The sequence below is a fragment of the Actinoplanes sp. NPDC051411 genome, assembly GCF_040682075.1.
GTDB lineage: Bacteria > Actinomycetota > Actinomycetes > Mycobacteriales > Micromonosporaceae > Actinoplanes.
This window is the reverse complement of sequence record NZ_JBFBAD010000008.1, coordinates 11973-31307: the sequence shown is the minus strand read 5'-3', so window position 1 is coordinate 31307 and position 19335 is coordinate 11973. Positions and strand designations below refer to the sequence as shown.

20 protein-coding genes are annotated in these 19335 nt (G+C 72.8%); 9 read left to right on the top strand and 11 right to left on the bottom strand.

Going from position 1 to position 19335, the window contains the following annotated elements:
* Positions 1 to 332: 332 nt before the first annotated feature.
* Positions 333 to 524, bottom strand: coding sequence for a hypothetical protein (locus tag AB0M88_RS06390; RefSeq protein ID WP_364096273.1), 192 nt, complete (start codon positions 522 to 524; stop codon positions 333 to 335).
* Positions 525 to 1174: 650 nt separating this feature from the next.
* Between AB0M88_RS06390 and AB0M88_RS06385 the strand changes: the two genes are divergently transcribed.
* Positions 1175 to 1834: a hypothetical protein gene (locus tag AB0M88_RS06385; protein WP_364096270.1), complete on the top strand. Its 660-nt coding sequence runs from the start codon at positions 1175 to 1177 to the stop codon at positions 1832 to 1834.
* Positions 1835 to 1855: 21 nt separating this feature from the next.
* Here AB0M88_RS06385 and AB0M88_RS06380 read toward each other — a convergent pair whose 3' ends face one another.
* From AB0M88_RS06380 to AB0M88_RS06365, 4 genes are all read right to left on the bottom strand, one after another.
* A complete protein-coding gene (locus tag AB0M88_RS06380; RefSeq protein ID WP_364096267.1) occupies positions 1856 to 3031 on the bottom strand; it encodes a metallophosphoesterase in 1176 nt (391 codons plus the stop codon).
* Positions 3032 to 3047: 16 nt separating this feature from the next.
* Positions 3048 to 3716, bottom strand: coding sequence for a nucleoside/nucleotide kinase family protein (locus AB0M88_RS06375; RefSeq protein ID WP_364096264.1), 669 nt, complete (start codon positions 3714 to 3716; stop codon positions 3048 to 3050).
* Positions 3717 to 3909: 193 nt separating this feature from the next.
* Positions 3910 to 4578 carry a hypothetical protein gene (locus AB0M88_RS06370; protein WP_364096261.1) on the bottom strand — a complete coding sequence of 223 codons (669 nt, stop codon included), beginning with the start codon at positions 4576 to 4578 and terminating at the stop codon, positions 3910 to 3912.
* A gap of 65 nt (positions 4579 to 4643) precedes the next feature.
* Complete coding sequence (locus AB0M88_RS06365) at positions 4644 to 4883, bottom strand: hypothetical protein (protein ID WP_364096259.1); 240 nt, start codon at positions 4881 to 4883, stop codon at positions 4644 to 4646.
* 139 nt (positions 4884 to 5022) lie between these two features.
* Between AB0M88_RS06365 and AB0M88_RS06360 the strand changes: the two genes are divergently transcribed.
* Positions 5023 to 5832 (top strand): polysaccharide deacetylase family protein, encoded by an 810-nt coding sequence (locus tag AB0M88_RS06360; protein WP_364096256.1) that lies wholly within the window; start codon positions 5023 to 5025, stop codon positions 5830 to 5832.
* 26 nt (positions 5833 to 5858) lie between these two features.
* Entirely contained in the window at positions 5859 to 6884 is a 1026-nt protein-coding gene (locus AB0M88_RS06355; protein WP_364096253.1) for a glycosyl hydrolase, read from the top strand.
* A gap of 24 nt (positions 6885 to 6908) precedes the next feature.
* Here the strand turns inward: AB0M88_RS06355 and AB0M88_RS06350 are convergent, their stop codons facing one another.
* A complete protein-coding gene (locus AB0M88_RS06350; RefSeq protein ID WP_364096251.1) occupies positions 6909 to 7313 on the bottom strand; it encodes a MarR family winged helix-turn-helix transcriptional regulator in 405 nt (134 codons plus the stop codon).
* On the bottom strand, positions 7310 to 7672 hold the full coding sequence (locus tag AB0M88_RS06345) for a hypothetical protein (RefSeq protein ID WP_364096248.1): 363 nt from the start codon (positions 7670 to 7672) through the stop codon (positions 7310 to 7312). Before AB0M88_RS06345 ends, AB0M88_RS06350 begins: the two co-directional genes overlap by 4 nt.
* Positions 7673 to 7774: 102 nt before the next feature.
* Between AB0M88_RS06345 and AB0M88_RS06340 the strand changes: the two genes are divergently transcribed.
* Positions 7775 to 9091 carry a hypothetical protein gene (locus AB0M88_RS06340; protein WP_364096245.1) on the top strand — a complete coding sequence of 439 codons (1317 nt, stop codon included), beginning with the start codon at positions 7775 to 7777 and terminating at the stop codon, positions 9089 to 9091.
* Entirely contained in the window at positions 9060 to 9596 is a 537-nt protein-coding gene (locus AB0M88_RS06335) for a DUF6882 domain-containing protein (RefSeq protein ID WP_364096242.1), read from the top strand. Before AB0M88_RS06340 ends, AB0M88_RS06335 begins: the two co-directional genes overlap by 32 nt.
* 37 nt (positions 9597 to 9633) lie before the next feature.
* Here AB0M88_RS06335 and AB0M88_RS06330 read toward each other — a convergent pair whose 3' ends face one another.
* Both AB0M88_RS06330 and AB0M88_RS06325 read right to left on the bottom strand, forming a co-directional pair.
* Positions 9634 to 10719, bottom strand: a complete 1086-nt coding sequence (locus AB0M88_RS06330; RefSeq protein WP_364096239.1) for an NAD(P)/FAD-dependent oxidoreductase — start codon at positions 10717 to 10719, stop codon at positions 9634 to 9636.
* Between the two features lie 9 nt (positions 10720 to 10728).
* Positions 10729 to 11622: an aminoglycoside phosphotransferase family protein gene (locus AB0M88_RS06325; protein WP_364096236.1), complete on the bottom strand. Its 894-nt coding sequence runs from the start codon at positions 11620 to 11622 to the stop codon at positions 10729 to 10731.
* Positions 11623 to 11735: 113 nt separating this feature from the next.
* Here AB0M88_RS06325 and AB0M88_RS06320 point away from each other — a divergent pair, with 113 nt between their 5' ends.
* Positions 11736 to 15221 carry an ABC transporter ATP-binding protein gene (locus AB0M88_RS06320; RefSeq protein WP_364096234.1) on the top strand — a complete coding sequence of 1162 codons (3486 nt, stop codon included), beginning with the start codon at positions 11736 to 11738 and terminating at the stop codon, positions 15219 to 15221.
* Positions 15222 to 15278: 57 nt separating this feature from the next.
* On the opposite strand, the gene AB0M88_RS06315 is transcribed toward AB0M88_RS06320, so the two are convergent.
* Complete coding sequence (locus AB0M88_RS06315; protein ID WP_364096231.1) at positions 15279 to 15761, bottom strand: M15 family metallopeptidase; 483 nt, start codon at positions 15759 to 15761, stop codon at positions 15279 to 15281.
* A gap of 26 nt (positions 15762 to 15787) precedes the next feature.
* On the bottom strand, positions 15788 to 16660 hold the full coding sequence (locus AB0M88_RS06310; RefSeq protein WP_364096228.1) for a hypothetical protein: 873 nt from the start codon (positions 16658 to 16660) through the stop codon (positions 15788 to 15790).
* A gap of 190 nt (positions 16661 to 16850) precedes the next feature.
* Between AB0M88_RS06310 and AB0M88_RS06305 the strand changes: the two genes are divergently transcribed.
* The 3 genes from AB0M88_RS06305 to AB0M88_RS06295 are packed head-to-tail and all read left to right on the top strand — an operon-like array spanning position 16851 to position 19256.
* Positions 16851 to 17438, top strand: a complete 588-nt coding sequence (locus AB0M88_RS06305) for a hypothetical protein (RefSeq protein WP_364096225.1) — start codon at positions 16851 to 16853, stop codon at positions 17436 to 17438.
* A 1-nt stretch (position 17439) separates the two neighbouring features.
* Positions 17440 to 18564 (top strand): histidine kinase, encoded by a 1125-nt coding sequence (locus tag AB0M88_RS06300; RefSeq protein ID WP_364096222.1) that lies wholly within the window; start codon positions 17440 to 17442, stop codon positions 18562 to 18564.
* A complete protein-coding gene (locus AB0M88_RS06295) occupies positions 18561 to 19256 on the top strand; it encodes a response regulator transcription factor (RefSeq protein ID WP_364096219.1) in 696 nt (231 codons plus the stop codon). Before AB0M88_RS06300 ends, AB0M88_RS06295 begins: the two co-directional genes overlap by 4 nt.
* The last annotated feature ends 79 nt before the right edge of the window (positions 19257 to 19335 follow it).

The window sequence follows — 19335 nt, the reverse complement described above, 5'->3', positions numbered from 1 at the left end:
CGGCCCCCGATGGAGACGTAAATAGTCCGGATCATCCGTTTTAGGCGGTCAGCCAGACCGTCAGCCCCGAGCCCATGTCGTCGGCCTGGTCGCCCGGCGGCGGTGATCGGCATGGTCACCCAGCCGAGGTGATCGGCCTGGTCACCCGGCCGCGGTGATCGGCCTGCCAGCCAGTTCGGCTGGCAGCGCGAGGTCAGGCAGCACCGCCGGCCGGGCCAGCACTGCGCGTTTGACGAGCGCCGTCGATCTGGCCGGCTCCACCTATGCGGTCAGCACCGCCATGTCAACCAACACCACCGATCGGGCGCGACCAATCGGGCCGGCACCCCCAGTTAGGCCAGCTCCGCAAGGTCAGCCAGCACCGCCAGCCTGGCCGGCAGACGCACGTCAGCCGACACCGCGACTTCAGCGAACACCTCTGGTCCGGCCGACACCGCCACGTCGACCAGCACCACCGGTCGGGCCGGCACTTCCAAGTCGGCCGGTTTCGCCAGCCGAGTCGGCACTGCCAGGCCGACCCGCACCGCCTGGCCGTGATGGCCGACCTGGTCGCGCTGACCCGATCAGCGATGCCGGCTGACGTCGCAGTGTCGCCTGACCGGAGGCTGCGAACCCGGCTACCGGTGCCGGCTGACCTCTGACTGGCCCGGCGGCACCGGCCCGGCGGCACCGGCCCGATCGGCGGTGGTGGCCGGTCTGGTAGGCCGGCCAGATCGGTACCGCTGGCCGACCTGGCAGTGCTGGCCGAAATGTGGTGCTGGCCAGACCGGCTGAACTGGCCATGGTCGAACTGGCGCGCGGACCTGACCAGCAGTCCTGGCCGACCGGATGGTGCCGGCCCGGCCAGTGGTGCTGGTCGAAGTGGCGTTGCCAGGTCGATCGATAGTGCCAACTGGCCTGGTGGCGCCGTCCGACCTCGCGGTGCGGGCTGGATCGGAGGCGCCGGCAGGACCTTAGGAGCCCGCCTTGCTCGGGCGTGCCCCCCGAGGACGAGGCTGTCTTCTGTCCGGCGCCTTCATCTCGGCCGCGCTTGCCGGGCGCTGGGCCTCCGCTGAGGCGCTCGTGCTCCCGGCGGAATTCGTCTTTCGGGCGTTGTCCGCAGGGGCTCGGGCGGAGCCGGGAGTCGGACGGCGTGCGGGGTGTGTCCGAGGTGGTGGGTGGGTAGGGCAGGCGCATGGAACTTGGGCCGGGGGAACCGGCAGCTGGGCCCTGGCGGGTGGAGCGCATCGAGGAGTTTGCCCGGGCGCTGGCGGCGGCCGGGGCGCCGGCCGGGCGGCCCCGGCTGATCGCGGTGGATGGGCGCGGGGGCAGCGGGAAGACTGCCTTGGCCGGGCGGCTCGCGCAGGCCATGCCGCCGGCCGCTGTCGTGCATTCCGACGATGTGGCTTGGGGGCATTCGCGGTTCGGCTGGGACGATCTGATGATCGGCGGGGTTCTGGAGCCGTTGCGGGCCGGGAAACCGGTTCATTATCGGCCTCCGGGATGGGACCGGGACATCCGTGCGGGGTACCTCGATGTGCCGGTCGTGGAGACCGTGATCGTCGAGGGGGTCGGGGTGGGGCGCCGGAGTCTGGCCGGCCTGGTCGATGTCGTGGTGTGGGTGCAGTCGGACTTCGGGGAGGCCCGGCGCCGTGGGTTGCGGCGTGACATGGCCGAGCTGGGTCGCGGCCCGGACGAGGCGCTGCGGCTCTGGGAGGAGTGGGAGGCCGAGGAGGTGCCGTTCCTGCTCGGCGACCAGCCCTGGCAGCGGGCGCGTTTCGTCGTCTGCAGCCACGGTGGGGTGCCGCACGATGCGGAGACCGAGGTGGTCGTCGCCGCCGTGCACGAGCGGTAGGGAGCCGGGGCCGGCCGGGCACTACCCGGCGGTGGAAAGGGTCAGCAGGGTGATCTCGCTGGGGGCGAACACGCGGAACGGCGGCCCCCAGAAGCCGGTGCCCCGGCTGGTGTAGAGCTGGGTGCGGTCGGAGTGGCGGGTCAGGCCCTGCAGGACCGGCTGGTCGATGCGGACCAGGTAGTGGAAGGGCCACATCTGGCCGCCGTGGGTGTGGCCGGAGATCTGCAGGTCGACGCCGTGGGCGACCGCGCCGTCGACCTGGTGGGGCTGGTGGGCGAGCAGCAGGATCGGGAGTGCCGGGTCGGCGCCTTCGAGCGCCGCCTCGTGGTCGGCGTGGTGGCCGGGGACGCCGGAGCCGGCCGCGGTGCGGTCGTCGACGCCGGCGATGACCAGGCGGTCGCCGCCGCGGGACACTTCCAGGTGGCGGTTGTGCAGGGCTTCCCAGCCGAGGGAGGCCATGTGTTCGACCCAGCGCTGGGCGCCCGAGAAGTATTCGTGGTTGCCGGTGACGTAGACCCGGGCCAGCGACGCGCGGATGTCGGCGAGCGGGGCGGCCATGGCGCGGCGCTGGGCGACCTCGCCGTCCGCGATGTCGCCGGTGTGGGCGACCACGTCGGCGTCGAGGGAGTTGACCACCTCGGTGACGCCGCGGGACCAGCGCTCGCGGTTGATCGGGCCGTAGTGGGTGTCGGTCAGGAGCACGAGCCGCAGGCCGTCCAGGCCGCGGCCCAGGCGGGGAACGGTCACGTCGATGCGCCTGACCCGGGGCACGCGCATCGCTTCCGCGTACCCCCAGGTGAGCAGGACCAGGGCGATCAGCGCGACCACCGCGGAGATCGTGCGGGCCCGTCCGGGGCCGCCGAAGCCGGCGGCCAGCAGGATGAGGCCGAGCACCTGGCCGAGGACCGACCAGACGAACAGCACCCAGACCACGCCGAGGGTGGTGTCGGCGATCCGGGACGCCCAGTCGAGGCCGCGGCCGTGGCCGGTGAACATCAGCACCGGGAACGAGGCCGCGCCGAGCGCGAAGATCACGGTGCCGAGCACGAAGAACCAGCTCGGCCAGGCGTTTCCCGACCAGATCAGCGTGGCCCAGGGCACGCCGAACAGCAGGACGACGACGGCCGTCACGATCACGGCGAACCGGGCGGCACGCGACCGGCGGCGACGGGGCTGAGCCTCTACCTCCACTGACACAGCTGAAGCATGCCACTCAGGACGGGGCGCTGCCGATGCGGTGCAGCAGGTCGGCCCCGATGACCAGGTCGGCGCGGCTTCTGGACGAGGCGACGAGGCGGGCATTGCGCTCGTCGGTGCCGGTCGCCCACTCGATCGCCGCCGGCTCCGGCTTGCCGAACCTGATGTGCCGGTCGATGAGGCGCCGCAGGCGCGACGAGGAGTCGAGGTCCGCGTACCAGACCTCGGTCAGCAGCGGGCGCAACGACTCCCAGAGCAGCAGGTAGTTGCCCTCGGAGATGATCAGGCGGGCGGCGCGGAGGACCGGGATGGAACCGGCGATCGGCTGCTCGATGACCCGCTCGAAGCCGGGCGCGTAGATGACGTCGTCACGGTCCTCGTAGAAGCGGCGCAGAAGAGCCGCGTAGCCGAGATGGTCGAAGGTCTCGGGCGCGCCCTTGCGGTCGCGGAGGCCGAGCCGGTCGAGCTCCACGTCGGCCAGGTGGAAGCCGTCCATCGGCACGTGCGCCACCCACCCACCGGCGGCCAGGCCGGGCGGCGGGGTCGGCCCGAGGGCGGCCAGCAGCTCCTCGGCCAGCGTGGTCTTGCCGGCCGCCGGGGCGCCGGCGATGCCCAGGACGGCCCGGCGACCGTCGGACACCAGGGCCCGGGCCCGGTCCACCAGGGTGTCGAACGTGTGAGTCATTCCGGAACCGTACCGGCGCTCACCCGTCGTCCGAGGGCTGGCCTTCGGCCCGCACGGCGAGCTGCGCGTCGAGCGCCACGGCCCGCCGACGACCATCGTCGGTCACGGCCTGACCGCCCCGGGCGGCCTGGCCATTCGCGGGCCCGACGCGTACGTCAGCAACTGCGGTGTCTGCCCCGGTACGGGGAGCGTCCTACGGTACGTGCTCCGGTGACAGCCCGAGCCGCAGCCCGGCGACCCCGGCCGGGGAGAGTGGCCGGGCTGTGGCTCGGGACAGTTCCTCGCGTACGTCGGCCGGAAGCTCGTCGGCGAGCGTGCGCAGCACCGGGAAGAGGTCGAGCACGTCGCGGTGGGTCAGCGCGCCCACCCCGATGAGCAGCCCGTTGACCGCGCTCGGCGTCCGCGCCAGCTCCAGGCACAGCTCGAGCCGCCAGATCGGGTCGGTGACCCGGCCCGGGAACTCGCGGGCGATCCGGTTGCCGGACGGCGAGGCCTCCTCGAGCGCGGCGTGCCGGCCCGAGCGGGCGAGCACCGGGGCGAGGCGGCAGGCGATGCCGAGGAGCTGGGCCAGCTGCGGGACGGTCAGCACGTCCAGGCCGTACGCGCAGGTCTCGCAGAGCCGTTGATAGGTGCGGGCGTGTACCAGCGAGGCGGGCCGCGGGCAGTCGCCGAGCGGTCCGCACAACCGGTCGAGGATGATCTCGGCCAGGGTGCCCTCGTGGTCGAAGCGGCCGACCCCGAAGTACGCGGCGGGGGCGCTGCGATAGCGGGCGAGGGCCGTGCGCGCACTCACGTAGCCGTCCGGGTCGACACCGATGCGGGGTACACCGTTCTCGGTCTGCAGTTGGATGAGTCGGAACATCTCGCGCCCCCGGGGGTGAAGCGGTAGGTCGTCGCCCGGGGGTACGGTCCGCGCGATCCTACGGTTCAGTCCTCACCCTTCGTAGACGCAAAAATCCGTTCGGCGCGCTGACCAGTGATCCGGAAGCAGTCGAAGGTTACGGCGTGTAATGCGTAGACGCCAGAGGTCAAAATCACCGCCATCGTCCCCAGGACCGCCAGCAGCCCGGGGCCGATCATCCGGGCGGCGGCCGGGAGGACGACCGCCCCGAACACGAGGGCGGTCTCGGTGGCCGACTCGGCGAGGCGCAGCCGATCGATCGTCATGGCGTACAGCCTGGCGTCCCGGATGGTCCGGCACCTCCTGCCGGAGCGGGAGTCGACTACGACTTTCGGCAGAGGGCTTTGCCGGGTAAAAACCGCGAATGCGTCTTTATCGCCCGGACCCCGGCCTAGCGTTGGGCAGGTGACCGTCCCGCCGACACCGGCCTGGACCCTTCCGGCCCTGATGTACCACTCGGTGTCGGCCCAGGCCGGCCCGATGCGCGACCTCGCCGTCCCGCCGCGCCGGCTGGCCGAGCATCTGGACGCGCTCAACGACGCCGGATACCGCCTGGTCGGGCTCAGCGAGGCCCTCGATCTGCTGGACGGCGGCTCGGAGGAGCGGCTGATCGCGCTCACCTTCGACGACGGGTACCGGGACTTCCTGACCGCCGGCGTGCCCACGCTGGAGAAGGCCGGCGCGCGGGCCACGCTCTATGCCGCGGTCGGTCATCTCGGCGGCACCGCGGGGTGGCTGGGCCGCTGGGCGCCCGACTTCGGGACGATGCTGACCTGGGACGAGTTGTCGGCGGTCGAGGCGGCCGGGGTCGAGATCGGCAACCACGGTCTCATCCACCACCCGCTCGACGTGCTCCCCGGCCGGCAGCTGCGGCAGGAGATCGTCGTCGCCCGCGACCGGCTCGAACAGCATCTGCAGCACCCGATCCGGTCGTTCGCCTACCCGCACGGATACAACGGGCGGCGGGTACGCGGCGTGGTGGCCTGGGCCGGACACGACAACGCGACCGAGGTGGGCCGCCGGCTGCACACGGCCGTCGAACCGCGGTTCGCGATCCCGCGGCTGCAGCCGACGCCCGATCTGTCCGGCGCCGGCCTGGTCGCCCTGTGCGCCACGGGCGAGAGCGGACTGATTCCCCGGCTCAAACGGATCGCCCAGCCGGGATGGCGGATCGCGCGCCGACTGGCCCGTACCGCCGGGTGGAATCTCACGTGACGCCGGCCCACCGCGGGAAGAGCACCATGACGCGGCGGGTCCTGCTCGGTGCCGCCGCGGCCGCCGCCGTCTCCGGGGTCGCGGTCGGAATACACCAGTTCGGCTCGTCGGCGCCCCCGCTGTCGGTGCCCACCCCGTCGCGGGATCCGTCCTTCTCGCCGACGCCGCCGGCCTCACCCGAGCCGGCACCGGTCGGCAAGCCGGGCTGGGGTGGCCCGGTCCCGTTCAAGGCCGACCGGGTCATGCTCGGCGCCTACCTCGACCTCTCCGGCATGACCTTCGCCCAGGCCATGGCCCTGCGCCGGCACCAGCTGGGCCGCGGCGAGAAGATCATCCATCTGTTCTACGGCTTCACCGACCACCTGCCCAGCAGCCTGAGCGATCTCCCGGCCAACACGATCCCGCTGATCTCCTGGCGCGGCGTCCCCTACCAGAACATCCTCAGTGGCCACTCCGACTCGATCATCAAGGCCGCGGCCCGCAACCTGGCCCGCCTGAGGCAGCCGGTCTTCCTCCGCTGGGCGTGGGAGATGAACGGCAACTGGTATCCGTGGGGCGGTCCCAACAACGACAACAACCCCCAGGGGTACGTCGACTGCTGGCGCTACCTGCACCGCCTCTTCACCCAGCAGGGCGCCCACAACGTGGCCTGGGTGTGGAGCATCAACTGGAACAACCGGCCGCCGGTCGCGTCGAACCGCTTCCAGTCCTACTACCCGGGCGACAGTTACGTGGACTGGGTCGGGCTGAGCGGCTACGACCTGGGGCACGAGTCCCCGCAGACAATGTACGACCCGCTCTACAACGCCTACGCCGCCCGCAAGCCGGTCTTCGTCACCGAGATCGCGGCGGCCGACTTCGGGGGCGTGACCAAGGGCGACTTCATCCGCAAGTTCAGCGCGTACGTCGCCGCCCGGCCCGCGATCGGCGCGGTGGCCTGGTTCGACACCGACACCCACAAGGACGCGCCGTACAACTGGCGGATCGACGCCAACGCGGATTCGCTGGCCGCGTACAAGGCCATGGCGGCGAGCGCGCGCTTCGCCGGCTGAGCCGGCCGCTGTGGCTTGACCTGATCACCGCTCGCGGGAGCGACTGAGCAGCCGCACCATCGCCCGCTCGAACCCGGCGCGTTCCTCGTCGGTCCAGTCCACGGTCAGGGAGGCGAAGACTTCGTCCTGCCAGCGGTGGGCGTCGGCGAGCAGCTGGGTGCCGGCCGGGGTCACCGTGATGGTGCGGCGGCGGGCGTCAAGCGCCGACGGGTGCGCGGCCAGGTAGCCCGAATCCACCGCATGGGTCACCATGCGGGACGCTCCCGACTGGTCGAGCCCCAGCTCGGCCGCGACGTCGTTGACCGTCACCTCGGCCGACGACCGCAGCGCGTGCACCGTCTCGGTCACCAGTACGTCCCGCCCGCGCGACGACCCGCCCCGCCGGGACCAGAACCGGACGAACTCGAACAGTGTCCGCCCGGCGCTCACGCCTGCTCCGTCGCGGCCAGCGCGACATAAAGCCCGGCGAACGACATAGCCGACGGCAGGTCGGGGAAGCGCAGTGCCGCGGAGACAAGCGGGCCTGACACGCGGAACACCGTCGCCACCCGAGTCCACGATGGACTGGACGGCCAGCGCGCCTCCTGCGACGCCACCACCACCCGCTCGCTGACCGGGTGCAGGGAGAGCACCCGCAGCGAGATGCCCGACCGCGAGACCCACTCGGCGAACGCGGCCGGCGTCAACGTGCCGGCGCCTCGGGGCCCGTTGACCACGATCGGGTCGGCGACCAGGGCCGGCGACAGGGATTCATGCCAGTCGAGAACTGCCCGCTCCGCGCTACTCATCCCGGAATCATATGCGCATCGCATGCGTTTTGCCGAGAACAGGCCACGAACGGCGTCCGAACGGTCTGGCTGACCGGACCCTCCGATGCGATGATCTTCGCCATGTCTGGGGTGTCGGGCGAGATCGACGTCGTGTTCCTCGGCGCCGTGGCCGAACTGCTCGACGCCGCGGGCGTGCGCTACGAGCAGCGCGGTGCGCCGGTCCGCCGCCGGGAGCGGCCCAAGCTGGGACTCTGGGTCACGCTGCCGGGCGAGGGGGCGTACGCGATCGTGACCGTGACCGGCATCGTGCCGGACGAGGAAACGGGTTGGCGCCGAGCCCGGTTCCCGCACGACAGCGACCCGACCGCGGGTTTCGAGGTCGCGTTCCACGAGCGCCCGTTCCGCACCCGCGGCCACCCGTTCGCCGCCGCCGCCGAGCGCCGCCTCGGCGTGCAGCCCGAGGACGTCGTCGCCATCGTCCGCGAGTGGCTGAGCTGGCAGGACAACTGGTCGATCCCGGTCGTGCCGCCCGACGAGGCCACCCGGGTGAGGCGGCTGGCCCGCCTCGCGAAAGCGCGCCGGGAAGCCCAGGATCTGCGGGTCGACGTCGACCTCGACCCGCTCCTGCTGGCGTGGCTGGAGCGCGACCAGGGCAACACCGCCCGCAAGCTGATCGACGAGTTGTTCCTGCCCGGCATCCGCTGGCGTTTCCCCCGCGACCTGACCGGCCGCCTGGCCAGCCGCGCGACGGTCCTGCTGCACGAATGTTCGCCGCCCACCCACCCGCTGCGCAAAGGGATCTGGCTCGCGGTGGAGGGTCCGGCGCCGCGGGCCGCGGCAGGCCTGACCGTACGCCTCGTGCAGGCGTCCAGCCTCCGCGCCCAGCACCGCTGGGACTCGATGCCCGAATACTGGCACGCCGGCGACCGTGACCTGGACGCGCTCTGGGGCGTACGCCCGGGTACCGGCCGGGCGCTGATCGCCGGCGCGACCGATGCCCTGCTCGCCGGCCGCCCGCTGGAAGCGCTCACGATGTGCGGGATCGGCGTCGACCCGCGCGCCGGGCGGCTGCTGGCCGGCCGGCCCGACAATTTCCAGCTCCGCGAGTGGACCGACCGCTGGGTGACCAACGCGGTCGACCTGCTGAGCCGGTCGGCGCCCTGGCGCTGGCACGACGCCGTCGCTCCCGGGCGGCGTCCGCGCCGGCTGGAGTCGCTCGGCGGTTACAACACGAGCCGCCGTCCCGGGCTCTTCCTGCTCCATCGAAAGGGCAGCCCCTATCTGTCCTTCGATCAGAGTGCGTCCTGTCTGGTCACTCCCCGGACCGACTGGGAACGCGACCCCGATTACGACCTGGTGCGTCTCGGCCTGCTCGAACGTGCCCACATCCCCCTAGGATCCCCAGATGCGCTTTCTTCGTCGGACGGGACGCCCTGAACAGGCGTCCACGGACCTGAGCACGCTGCTGCTTCAGGGCGAAGACATGATCGGACAGCTTGCCGAGGCGCACCTGGCCTGGGGTCTCGGCTCGGCCCGGCGGTGGGAGCTCGACCAGACCAACGGCCTGCTCGTCTGGTATTTCGCCGACCGGACGGCGACCGCCGCGGCCCAGGTCATCGGCACCTGGCTGCCGGTTTCGAAGTCGTGGCTGTGGGCGTGGGCCAACAATTCGGTGCCGCCCGAGCTGGCCCGCGACTCGCGGACGGTGCGCGACTGGGCCGAGGAACACGGCCACCCGTCGCTGACGATGCCCAAGGTCGAGGCGGACAACGAGAAGGCGGCCACGATGGCCGCTCTGGCCGTACGCATCACGGGCGCGACCGGCTTCTATCGCGGCAGCGGCGAGTCGGACGCCGACCCGGTGCCGGTCTTCACCTTCGGCCCGGTCACCATCGTCACGGAGGACGGCCGCACGTCGATGTTCGAGATCGAGGTGTCGTAGAGCGGGCCGGTCACGCGGGGGCCAGGCCGGTCAGACCCTACGGCCGGCGGGACGCCTCGACCGCGGCGAAGCCGTAGTCACGCATGCTCCGCTCGTACGCCTCGATGGCCGTGACCACCTCGGAGCCGGCGCCGGCGAGCGCCGCGGTGAGGTTCGCGGCGTCCATCAGGGCGATGTTGGCGCCCGAGCCGCCGGCCGGGCTCATCGCGTGGATCGCGTCGCCGAGCAGGGTGACCCGGCTCGGCGGCCAGGCCGGAACCCGCACCGAGCTGCGCACCCGCACCAGGAACGTCTCGTCGGCCGCGGCCGCGGCGAGCAGTGCCCGCACGTCGCGGTGCCAGAACCGGATCGTCCGCAACGCCACCGCGTGCAGCCCGGCCGGGGTGAGGTCGTCGAGCGGCGGGAACCGGTCGCGCCGGGCGGACAGGCCCCACATCAGGTAGTCGGCGGCCGGGCGCAGCCCGAATTCGGCCGGCGGGTGCCGGAATTCGACCAGCCCGGTGGCGAGCCCGACGTGGCCGCCGACGATCGCGACGAAGCCGTCCCTCAGCGCGGGCGGCAGGTGCGCCCGGACCGGGTCGTCGAGAAGGGTCTTTCCATAGATGACGCGGGATCCGGTGTCCTCGACCGGCGCCGACGGCAGCAGCGACCGGCGGACCGCCGAGTGCACGCCGTCGGCGCCGACCAGCACGTCGGCGCGGAAGCGGCCGCCGCCGGCCAGCCGCACGGTCACCCCGTCGGCGTCGGCGTCGAAGCCCGTGACCTCGCTGTCGTAGCTGATCGCGCCGTCGAGGCCACGGCTCAGGATCTCGCGCAGGATCCCGCGATCGACCGAGGTGCTGAACGCGGCCGGGTCGCTCTCGACCCGGTGCCGCGGCCTGAGCCGCCTGGAGAGCACCGAGAACGCGCGGCCGGGCTGCCCGGCCGTGGCCAGAACGAGCTCGAACAACGCCGGCGGCAGGCACTTCTCGAGCGCCTGCCCGGCCCGGGCGTCGAAATGCAGCCGGTAGCCCTGGGGGCGGCCGGCCGACCGCTCGAAGACCCGCACCTTGATCCCGGCCCGCCGCAGCCCCTGAGCCAGGCCGAGGCCGCCCACCCCGGCACCCGCTACCGCGACCCGCATCAGGCGACGTTAGCCGTCGGCCGCAATCCGGTCGGCGGCGTCGAGCATCTCGCGGGCCACCGGCTGCAGACCGATCGCGGTCAGGGTCAGGCCGGTGGCGACCCGGTCGGCCAGGCCCCATTCCCAGATCGCGCGCGGGTCGGTGCCGGTGCGGGCGGCGAGAAAACGGGCCCGGTCCCACGGGTCGCCCGCGAGCAGCTCGACCGGGTCCTCGCGCATCAGCACGCCGAGGTCGAGCTCCGGCTCGGCGACCGCCCCGTCGGGATCGACCAGCTTGAAGCCGTTTTCCGAGCGCAGCGCGTTCCACTGGTGCACGTCGCCGTGCACGAGCACCGCCCGGCGCGGGTCGTGGGCGGCCTGCCGGGAGCGGGCCGCGGCCACCGCCTGCCGCACGGTCGCGGCCCGGCACGGACGGCCCAGCCGCTCCCAGCGCCGCTCGATCGACTCGGCCGTCCGGGCCGCCCGGTCGCGGCCGGTCGGAAGATCCAAATCGGACGGTCGCCAGACCGCGGCGGCCAGGTCGCAGAGGATCTCCAGGCGGCGGGACGGCGGCAGGCCGAGCGTGGACATCGCCGGGCCGAGCCGCTCCAGCAGCAGCGCACCAAGATCAACATCGGCTTCCAGCAGCCGGGCGCATCCCTCACCCCGGGCGGCCCGCAGGGCCAGGATCTCGTACGCCGCGGCGCCGCCCCGGCCCGGCACATGCACCTTGAGGACCGCCGGCGTGCCGTCGCGCCGGGTGGCCTCCACGACGTACGCCTCGGTCGCGTCCCCGAAGGCGGCGCCCAGCGTGAGTCCCCACGCCCTGCTCAACCGGCCGAGCAGAGCGGGCAGTCCGGTCAGCCAGCCGGCCCGCCCGGCGTCGTGTGCCTTGGCCCGGACCGCGGCCGGAAGATCTTCCATCCGCGCGATGGTGACACACGTGATATTTCGCGGCCACGTAATTCCGTTGAAGGTCCTCCCCCGGCCACGCAGGATGGGAAGACCGCCACCGAAACGATCAAAGGACTCCGCTGATGCGCCTGCTTCGCGACCTCTGGGCCACGTCGAGGCGTCGAGCCCTCCTCGCGGCGGTCCTGATCATTCTCGGCGCGGCCGGGTCGGCGGGCGCTCTCGCGCTGGCCGGGGCGGTGCTCGTCGACCGTTCGGTGACGCTGTTCGTCGTGCTGGCCGCCGCACTGGTCGCCTCGGTGCTCAGCGACGTCTTCGTCGGCCTGGTCGCGGCCGGGCTGACCGCCGACTGGGCCGCCCGGGTGCGCCGCGGCCTCAACCGGGTCGCCTTCGGGCAGGACCTGCCGACCCTGGAGAACACGCCGGTCGGCGAGCTGCTCGACCGCATCGACAGCGACGTCTACCAGGTCGGTTCCGAGCTGCGCGGCAGCGGCGTGCGCATCGCCCAGTCGATCGCGGTCGCGCTGTTCTCGATCCTCACCGCGTTCGTGGTCTGGTGGCCGGCCGGCGTCGCGATGCTGGTCGTCTGCTACCTGCTTTACCTGACGTTGAACAAACCGATCCAGCGGATCTCCCCGCTGCGGATCGCCGAGGAGGAGTCCTGGTCCGACCTCGCGGCCGTGATGGAGGAGTCGATCCACGGTCAGGACGACGTGCGCACGAGCCTGGCCGGGCCATACGTCCTGCGGGTCTTCGCCCAGCGGGCGCAAGAGGTTCTCCGCCGCGGGCGGCGGGTCTGGCGCATCTCGTCGCGGGTCACCATGGGCGCCGGGTCGATCACCCGCGCGCTCATCGCCGTGCTGGTCGTCGGCGGGGCGTGGGCCCTGGTCACCGGCCACATCGACGGCGCCCGGCTGACCGCGATCTGGCTGCTCGCGCTGGGTTTCGGCGGCACCCTCGAGCACGTCACCCGCATGGTCCCCGAGCTGCAGAACGCGCTCGGCGCCTGGAGCCGGGTGCAGCTCCTGCAGGACGTTCCTCAGGAGCCGACCGAGGGCGTCGACCCGGTCGAGGGCGACCTGGTGCTGCGCGACCTGACATTCCGCTACGGCGAGTCCGACAGCACCCGGCCACCGGCCCTGCGCGACGTCAGCCTGACCTTCGCCCGCGGCCGGTCCTACGCGTTGATCGGCCGCACCGGCTCCGGCAAGTCCACGCTGGCCAAGGTGCTCACCCGCTCGGTCGACGTGCCGCGGGGCACGGTGTTCCTGGGCGGCACCGACATCAACGACATCGCGGTCGAGGGCCTGCGCCGGTGGACGGCGATCGTGCCCCAGCGCACCGAGATCCTGGCCGGCACCCTGGCCGAGAACATCGCGCTGTTCGACACCGGGCTGCTGCCCCGGGCGGCCGCCGCGGTCGAGGAGCTCGGGCTGACGCCGTGGGTGGCGAGCCTGCCCGAGGGCATCGACACCAAGCTCGGCGAGGGTGGCTACAAGCTCTCGGCCGGGCAGGAGCAGCTGGTCGCGTTCGCCCGCATCCTGGTCCGCCGCCCGCAGGTGGTGATCCTCGACGAGGCCACCGCCCGGATGGACCCGATGACCGAGTCGTGGGTGCAGCGCGCCACCGACCGCCTGCTGATCGGCCGCATCGGCGTGATCGTGGCCCACCGGCTCTCCTCGGTGCAGCGCTGCGACGAGGTGGTCGTGCTCGCCGACGGCCAGGTGCTCGAGGCGGGCCCGCTGCGCGAGTCGCGGCGGTTCGCCGAGCTGCTGGCCAGCAGCAACCTGCCGGTGCCGGCCCCGGCGACCGGCGGGGGCAGCGCGGTGCTGGTCGAGGAGGCCGACTGGGACACGGCCGCCGAGATCGAGCTGGGTGCCGAGTCGCTGGCCAACACGCTGCCCCCGGTCGAACCGCCGCCGCTGCCGGCCGAACCGCGCACCCGCACGATGCGCGAGATCATCCGGCTGGCGACCAACGACCCGCGGTACGGCCTCGGCGCGGTCGGCCTGTTCATCCTGCTGGTCCTGTTCGGGCTCGACGGCGCGATCCTGCCGCTGTTCTGGGCCGACGTGGTCGACGGCCACGGCAGCCCGATCGTCCCGGCGGCCCTGATCGGCGGCTCGCTGCTGGTGATGATCCCGACGCTCTACTACACCGGGGCCTGGTTCCCGGAGTGGTGGGTGCGGCAGATGCTGCGGATCAGCCTGCGCCTGGTGCAGGGGCAGATCGGGCCGCGGCGCATCAGCAAATACACCCCGGCCGAGGTCGTCGCCCAGGGCGGCGACACCGAGCGGGTGGTCATGCTGGCCGACAACGTGATCGACAACGCCACCAGCCTGGTGATGATCCTGGCGATGACGCTGGCGTCGAGCTCGCCGGTGCCGGCGCTGCTCTTCGTCGCCACGATGGTGCTGTCCGGGCTGGCGGCGACGCTGTTCGGGCCGCGCCTGGAGAAGGCGGCCCGGCGTACGGTCCTGGCCCGCGCGGCGTTCGCGACCGCGCTGGTCTCGTCGCTGTCGGCGGCGCGCACGGTGAAGCTGGCCGGCGCGACCGGGCCGGTGCTCGACCACCTGGCCCGGCTCGACGCGGTGCGCAGCGACCGCCAGCGCCACGAGATCTCGATCCAGGTGTGGGCCCGTTCCACGCCGTCGATCGCCAGCGGCCTGCTGCCGATCCTGGCCTGGGCGCTCTACCTGGGCGGTCACCTCTCGTCGGCGGCGACGCTGATCGCGGTGGCCACGCTCGGGTCGGCCCGGTGGTTCGCGTGGACGACGGCGTCGCTGGTCTCCCAGCTGCCGTCGGCCCGGGTGTGGACCCGGCGGACGGTCGCGATGTCCGGCGTCTCGGAATACTCGTCGTCGATCGCGGGCGTCGACCTGTCGCGGGGCACCGCCCCGGCGCCGCCGACCGCGGCCCGCAAGCCGCTCGACGAGCTGGAGCTGCACTCGTTCAGCGCGGTGCACGAGAACGGCACGGTCGGCGTGCAGGACGTCGACCTGACCGTCTCGCGCGGCGAGCTGGTGCTCGTCGTCGGCCCGGTCGGCAGCGGCAAGTCGTCGCTGCTGCGGGCGCTGGCCGGCATCGTGCACCACACCGGCGAGCTGCGGTGGAACGGCGAGCCGGTCGACGAGCCGGAGGTGTTCCTGCGGCCCAACCAGGTCGGCTACGTGGCCCAGCTCCCCCGGGTGCTGTCGGGCACGGTCGCCGACAACATCCAGCTCGGCCACGAGATCGACGCGGCCGACGCGGTCTCCACCGCCCAGCTGGAGCACGACCTGGCCGCGGCGGGCGGGGGCCTGCAGCTGCTGATCGGCCACAAGGGCACCCGGTTGTCCGGCGGCCAGTTGCAGCGGCTGGCCCTGGCCCGGGCGCTGGCCCCGCGCACCGAGCTGCTGATCGCCGACGACGTCTCCTCGGCGCTCGACGTGACCACCGAGCTCGACCTGTGGCGGGCGCTGCGCGGGCACGGGGTCACGGTGGTCGGCTCGACGTCGAAGCGGGCGGCGCTCGCCCAGGCCGACCGGGTGGTCGTGCTGATCGCCGGCCGGGTCGAGGACCAGGGCACCTGGCGCGACCTGGAGGACCGCTGGGGACACCTGGCCGGATGACCCGAACGGGGGCGATGCCTCACGCATTGCCCCCGCCGGGCCGCTGCGGACCTCCCGTCAGCCGGCGTGGTGGCGGGCGAGCTCGATCTTCCTGGCGATCAGGGCGACCTGTCCGGCCGGCCGGACGATCTCGAAGTGCATCTCGTCTTTGCGATGCCGGTAGTCACCACCCCACCGCACGGTGCCGTCGCAGAAGGCCAGGATCCGGCGGATCGCGGCGATCTTCTCGCGGGTGAAGGTGCCCCGGGCGCCCAGCGGATGCGCGGGCGCGTTCAGGTCGATCGCGGTGCCCGAGGCGTGGTTCGAGAGCACGCTCGACGACCCTCGGATCTTGCGGTAGGCGTACCCCCAGCATTGATGTGCGTGCAGCGGCTCGACCGTGTGGTGGAACCGTTCGGCGACGAAGAGCAGGACCGTGGCGACGTCGCCCCGGCGGACGCCCTGCGGAAGCGTGACGGTGGTGCCCGGCACCGGTGAGGTGTCGAGGCCGCCGATCTCGTGGTCCGGCCCGGCGCTCCAACCGTTCTGACTGCGTGACATGACTGAATCTCCTCCAAGGTGCCGGGTTATCGGATGTGCCGGGCGAAGTCGGTCGTCAGTTCCCGCATCGCGACGGCGGAGTCGCGGGTGAGGACCCATGCGGGCTCGTGCTCCGTGCCCGGGCTCGACCAGGCGAGGTAGACGCTCGGCGGGAGGTTGGCCGGCCGGGGGTCGGCCGCGTAGCGGGCGAAAACCTTGTCCAGCCACTCGGACTCGCGGCGGATCGTGGCCGCGCGCAGCTCGTCGCCGCCCATCAGGCCGCGCTCGCCGAGGCCGTAGGTCACCGGGGTGCCGGCGGCCAGCCGCGGGCGGACGATCCCGTTGAACCAGCCGGTGTACCCGGGGTGCTCGGGCAGGATCAGGCCGGTCGGGAAGGCACCGTGGTGCTCGTTCTTTCCGGAGTAAACGTCGCACAGGTATTCGTCGGCGACGACCCGCCGCCAGTGGTCGGGGCGGACCGCCGCCCGGCCGCCCGGTCGCCACTGGTAGGCCATCGCGCAGTAGGCCACCCGCGCGCCGCCCCAACCCTTTTTGATCTCGTTGCGGGCGGTGGCGAACATGGTCTCGAAGGTCGCGCCGTCGAGGCCGTCCTTACCGCCCTCCGGCTCGTGGTGCACGATGATGCCGGCCCACGGATTGTCGGCCAGCCAGGCACCGATCTCGCGGTGGACGCCTTTCCACTCGCCGGCGGCGACCTCCCGCGGCGGCGGCTTGTACGAGACGTAGACGCCACCGTCGCGCCACGGCTCGGCGAGCTTGACGATGCGGTCGAACACCCGGGCCGGCCGCTCCCCCGGGTCCAGCGGTTTGATGAACTCGCGGCCGATCCGGGCGGCCGGGAACCGTTTGCGGGTGTCCTCCGGGGCCGCGTCCTCGTGGACGCCGACGTTGACTGGCATGGCCGTTCTCCCATTCGTGAAATGTCCGCTTGTCCGGACTCCTCAAGCGTCGGGCCGGCGACTCGGCCGGACATCGGCCTGCCTGCGCAAACGCGGGGCCGCCGGGCTACGTCAGCTGCTGTACTCGTCCGAACGGCCGATAAGGCGGCGGAACGACGCGGCCGCGTTCCGGCCGGTACAGAATGTCGACGTGAATGATCACAAGAGCGACTTTCCGGTCATCGTGTCGGTCCATCCTGAGTCCGGGCTGGACGACCTTCCGAACAGCGGCATCACCTGGGGCGTCCTGCTGGACCCGGGCCTGGCGCTCCTCGTCCCGCCGCCGCCCGAGCGCGCCGCCGGCCTGTCCGGGCCGCTGCGAATGCTGGCCGGACCGCGCGAACCGGCCGTCGACACCCTGCTCGACGCGCCGGTCGCCCGTACGCTCCACCCGCGGAGCCCGGACGGCCGCGCCTATCTGGCGATGCAGGCGGATCTGGCCGACTGGACCCTCGCCGGCCGGGCCCCGTGGTCAACCGGCCCCGGCGACCTCTTCGACGACGACGCGGCCGCGTCCTGCGACGTGATCCTGAGCCGGTGCACCGCCCCGAACGTGTCCTGGTTCGACCTGGCGGGCAAGGCCCGCGCCGGGCGGGGACGGCCGCCGCACAAATATCCGTTCGAGGAATGGCCGGTGCTCGACCCCTCCGAGGACCCTGAGATGACGTTCGGCCGGTCACACAAGCGGGGGAAGCCGATATGGGCGGTAATCGCGGGCCACTTCGCCCGGCGCGGCTGAAATGACATCGGCGTTGCGGCACCGGGTCCGCCCGCTGGTGCCGGCCATCGCCTGCCTCGTCGATCTGATGCTGTGCCTGACCCAGGAGGGGAACAGGTCCGAGGTCGCCGTCCCGCTGATCACGGTCGCGGTCTGCGCGACCCTCTTCGCCCGGGCCCGCTGGCCGCTCGCGGTCCTCGCCGTCCACCTTGGATGGTCGGCCTCCGTCACCGTGGTGTGGGAGTCGAGACCGGTGGCCGGCCTGCTGGTGGCGCTCTACGCGGTCGCCGCGGGCCGGCCGGCCCGGCTGTCGGTGCCCGGGGCGCTGCTGACCACGCTGGTGCTGTGCGGCCAGCTGGACCTGTCGGCCGAGTCGTGGCGCGGCGCGCTGTTCTACGTCTCGGTCGCCGCCCTGCTCGCGGGCGGGACCTGGGGCCTCGGCCGCCGCAACATCACCCTGCGGGCCGAGGCGGCGGCGGCCGCGCTGCGCGTCGAGCGGCTGCGCATCGCCCGGGAACTGCACGACATCGTCTCGCACGCGCTCAGCGGCATCGTCGTGCAGGCGGCCGGTGCCCAGGCCGTGCTGCCCACCGATCCCGGCCGCGCCGCCCGGGCCCTGACCGCGATCGAGGGCACCGGCGCGCAGGCGATGGACGAGATGCACCGCCTGCTCGGCCTGCTGCGCTCGGCCGGCGACGACGACGCGCCCCGGCTCGACCGGCAGCCCGGCCTGCCGGACATCGGCACGCTGCTGGACTGGGCCCGCGACAACGGGCTGACACCGACCACTGTGGTGGTCGGCGAGCCCGGCCGGCTCGACGACAGCACCAGCCTGGCCGCCTACCGGATCGTGCAGGAGGCGCTGACCAACACCCTCAAGCACGCGGGGCCGGGCACGGCGGTGACGCTCCGGCTGGCCTGGAGCGACGCCGACCTGACCATCAGCGTCGAGGACCACGCCGGCCGCTCGCCCTGGGCGGCCGGCCGCTCGCCGCGCGGTGGCTACGGCCTGACCGGGCTCCGCGAGCGGGTCAGCACGGTCGGCGGTACGTTCCGGTCCACCGCGCTGGACCACGGGTTCGTGGTGTCGGCACGGCTGCCGCTCGCCCGCCACGACAAACAAGCGGCCGCAGCGGCGGTGCGGTGATCACCGTCCTGCTCGCCGACGACGACGCCCTGGTCCGGGCCGGCGTCGCCATGCTGCTCAGCCGGGAGGCCGACATCGAGATCGTGGCCGAGGCGGTCGACGGCCGCGAGGCCATCGACCTGACCTGCCGGCACCGGCCCGCCGTCGTGCTGATGGACCTGCGCATGGCGGTCATGGACGGCGTCGCCGCGACCCGGACGCTGACCGGGGCCGAGCTGTTCCCGGGCGATCCCTACCGGCCGCGCGTTCTGGTGCTGAGCACGTTCCATCAGGACGAGACGGTGGCCGAGGCGCTGCGGGCCGGCGCGTCCGGATATCTCGTCAAGCATGTCATCAGCCAGGGCTCGGCCCGGGACCTGGCCGCCGGGATCCGCGAGATCGCCGGTGGCGGCCACTACCTGCATCCCGCGGTCACCGGCGGGGTCATCGCCGCGGTGGCCGCCACGCCACCCTGCGCCGGCGAGCCGCGACCCGGCCCTCTCGACCTGCTCACGGCGCGCGAGCGGGAGGTTCTGCGGAACATGGCGCTCGGCTACGACAACGGGGAGATCGCCGCCCGGCTGTACCTGTCGCAGGCCACGGTCCGGACCCACGTGAGCCGGATCATCATGAAGCTCGGGGTGCACGGCCGCACCCAGGCCGTCGTCCTCGCGTACCAGAATCGCCTGGTCCCACCGGGACCTCCGGCCTGAGGCCGGGTTTGCTGAGGTGCGGCTGAGAAAAGTGCGGGGCACGCATCTTTGCGGGGCACGCAGGTTTTGCTAGGCTTCC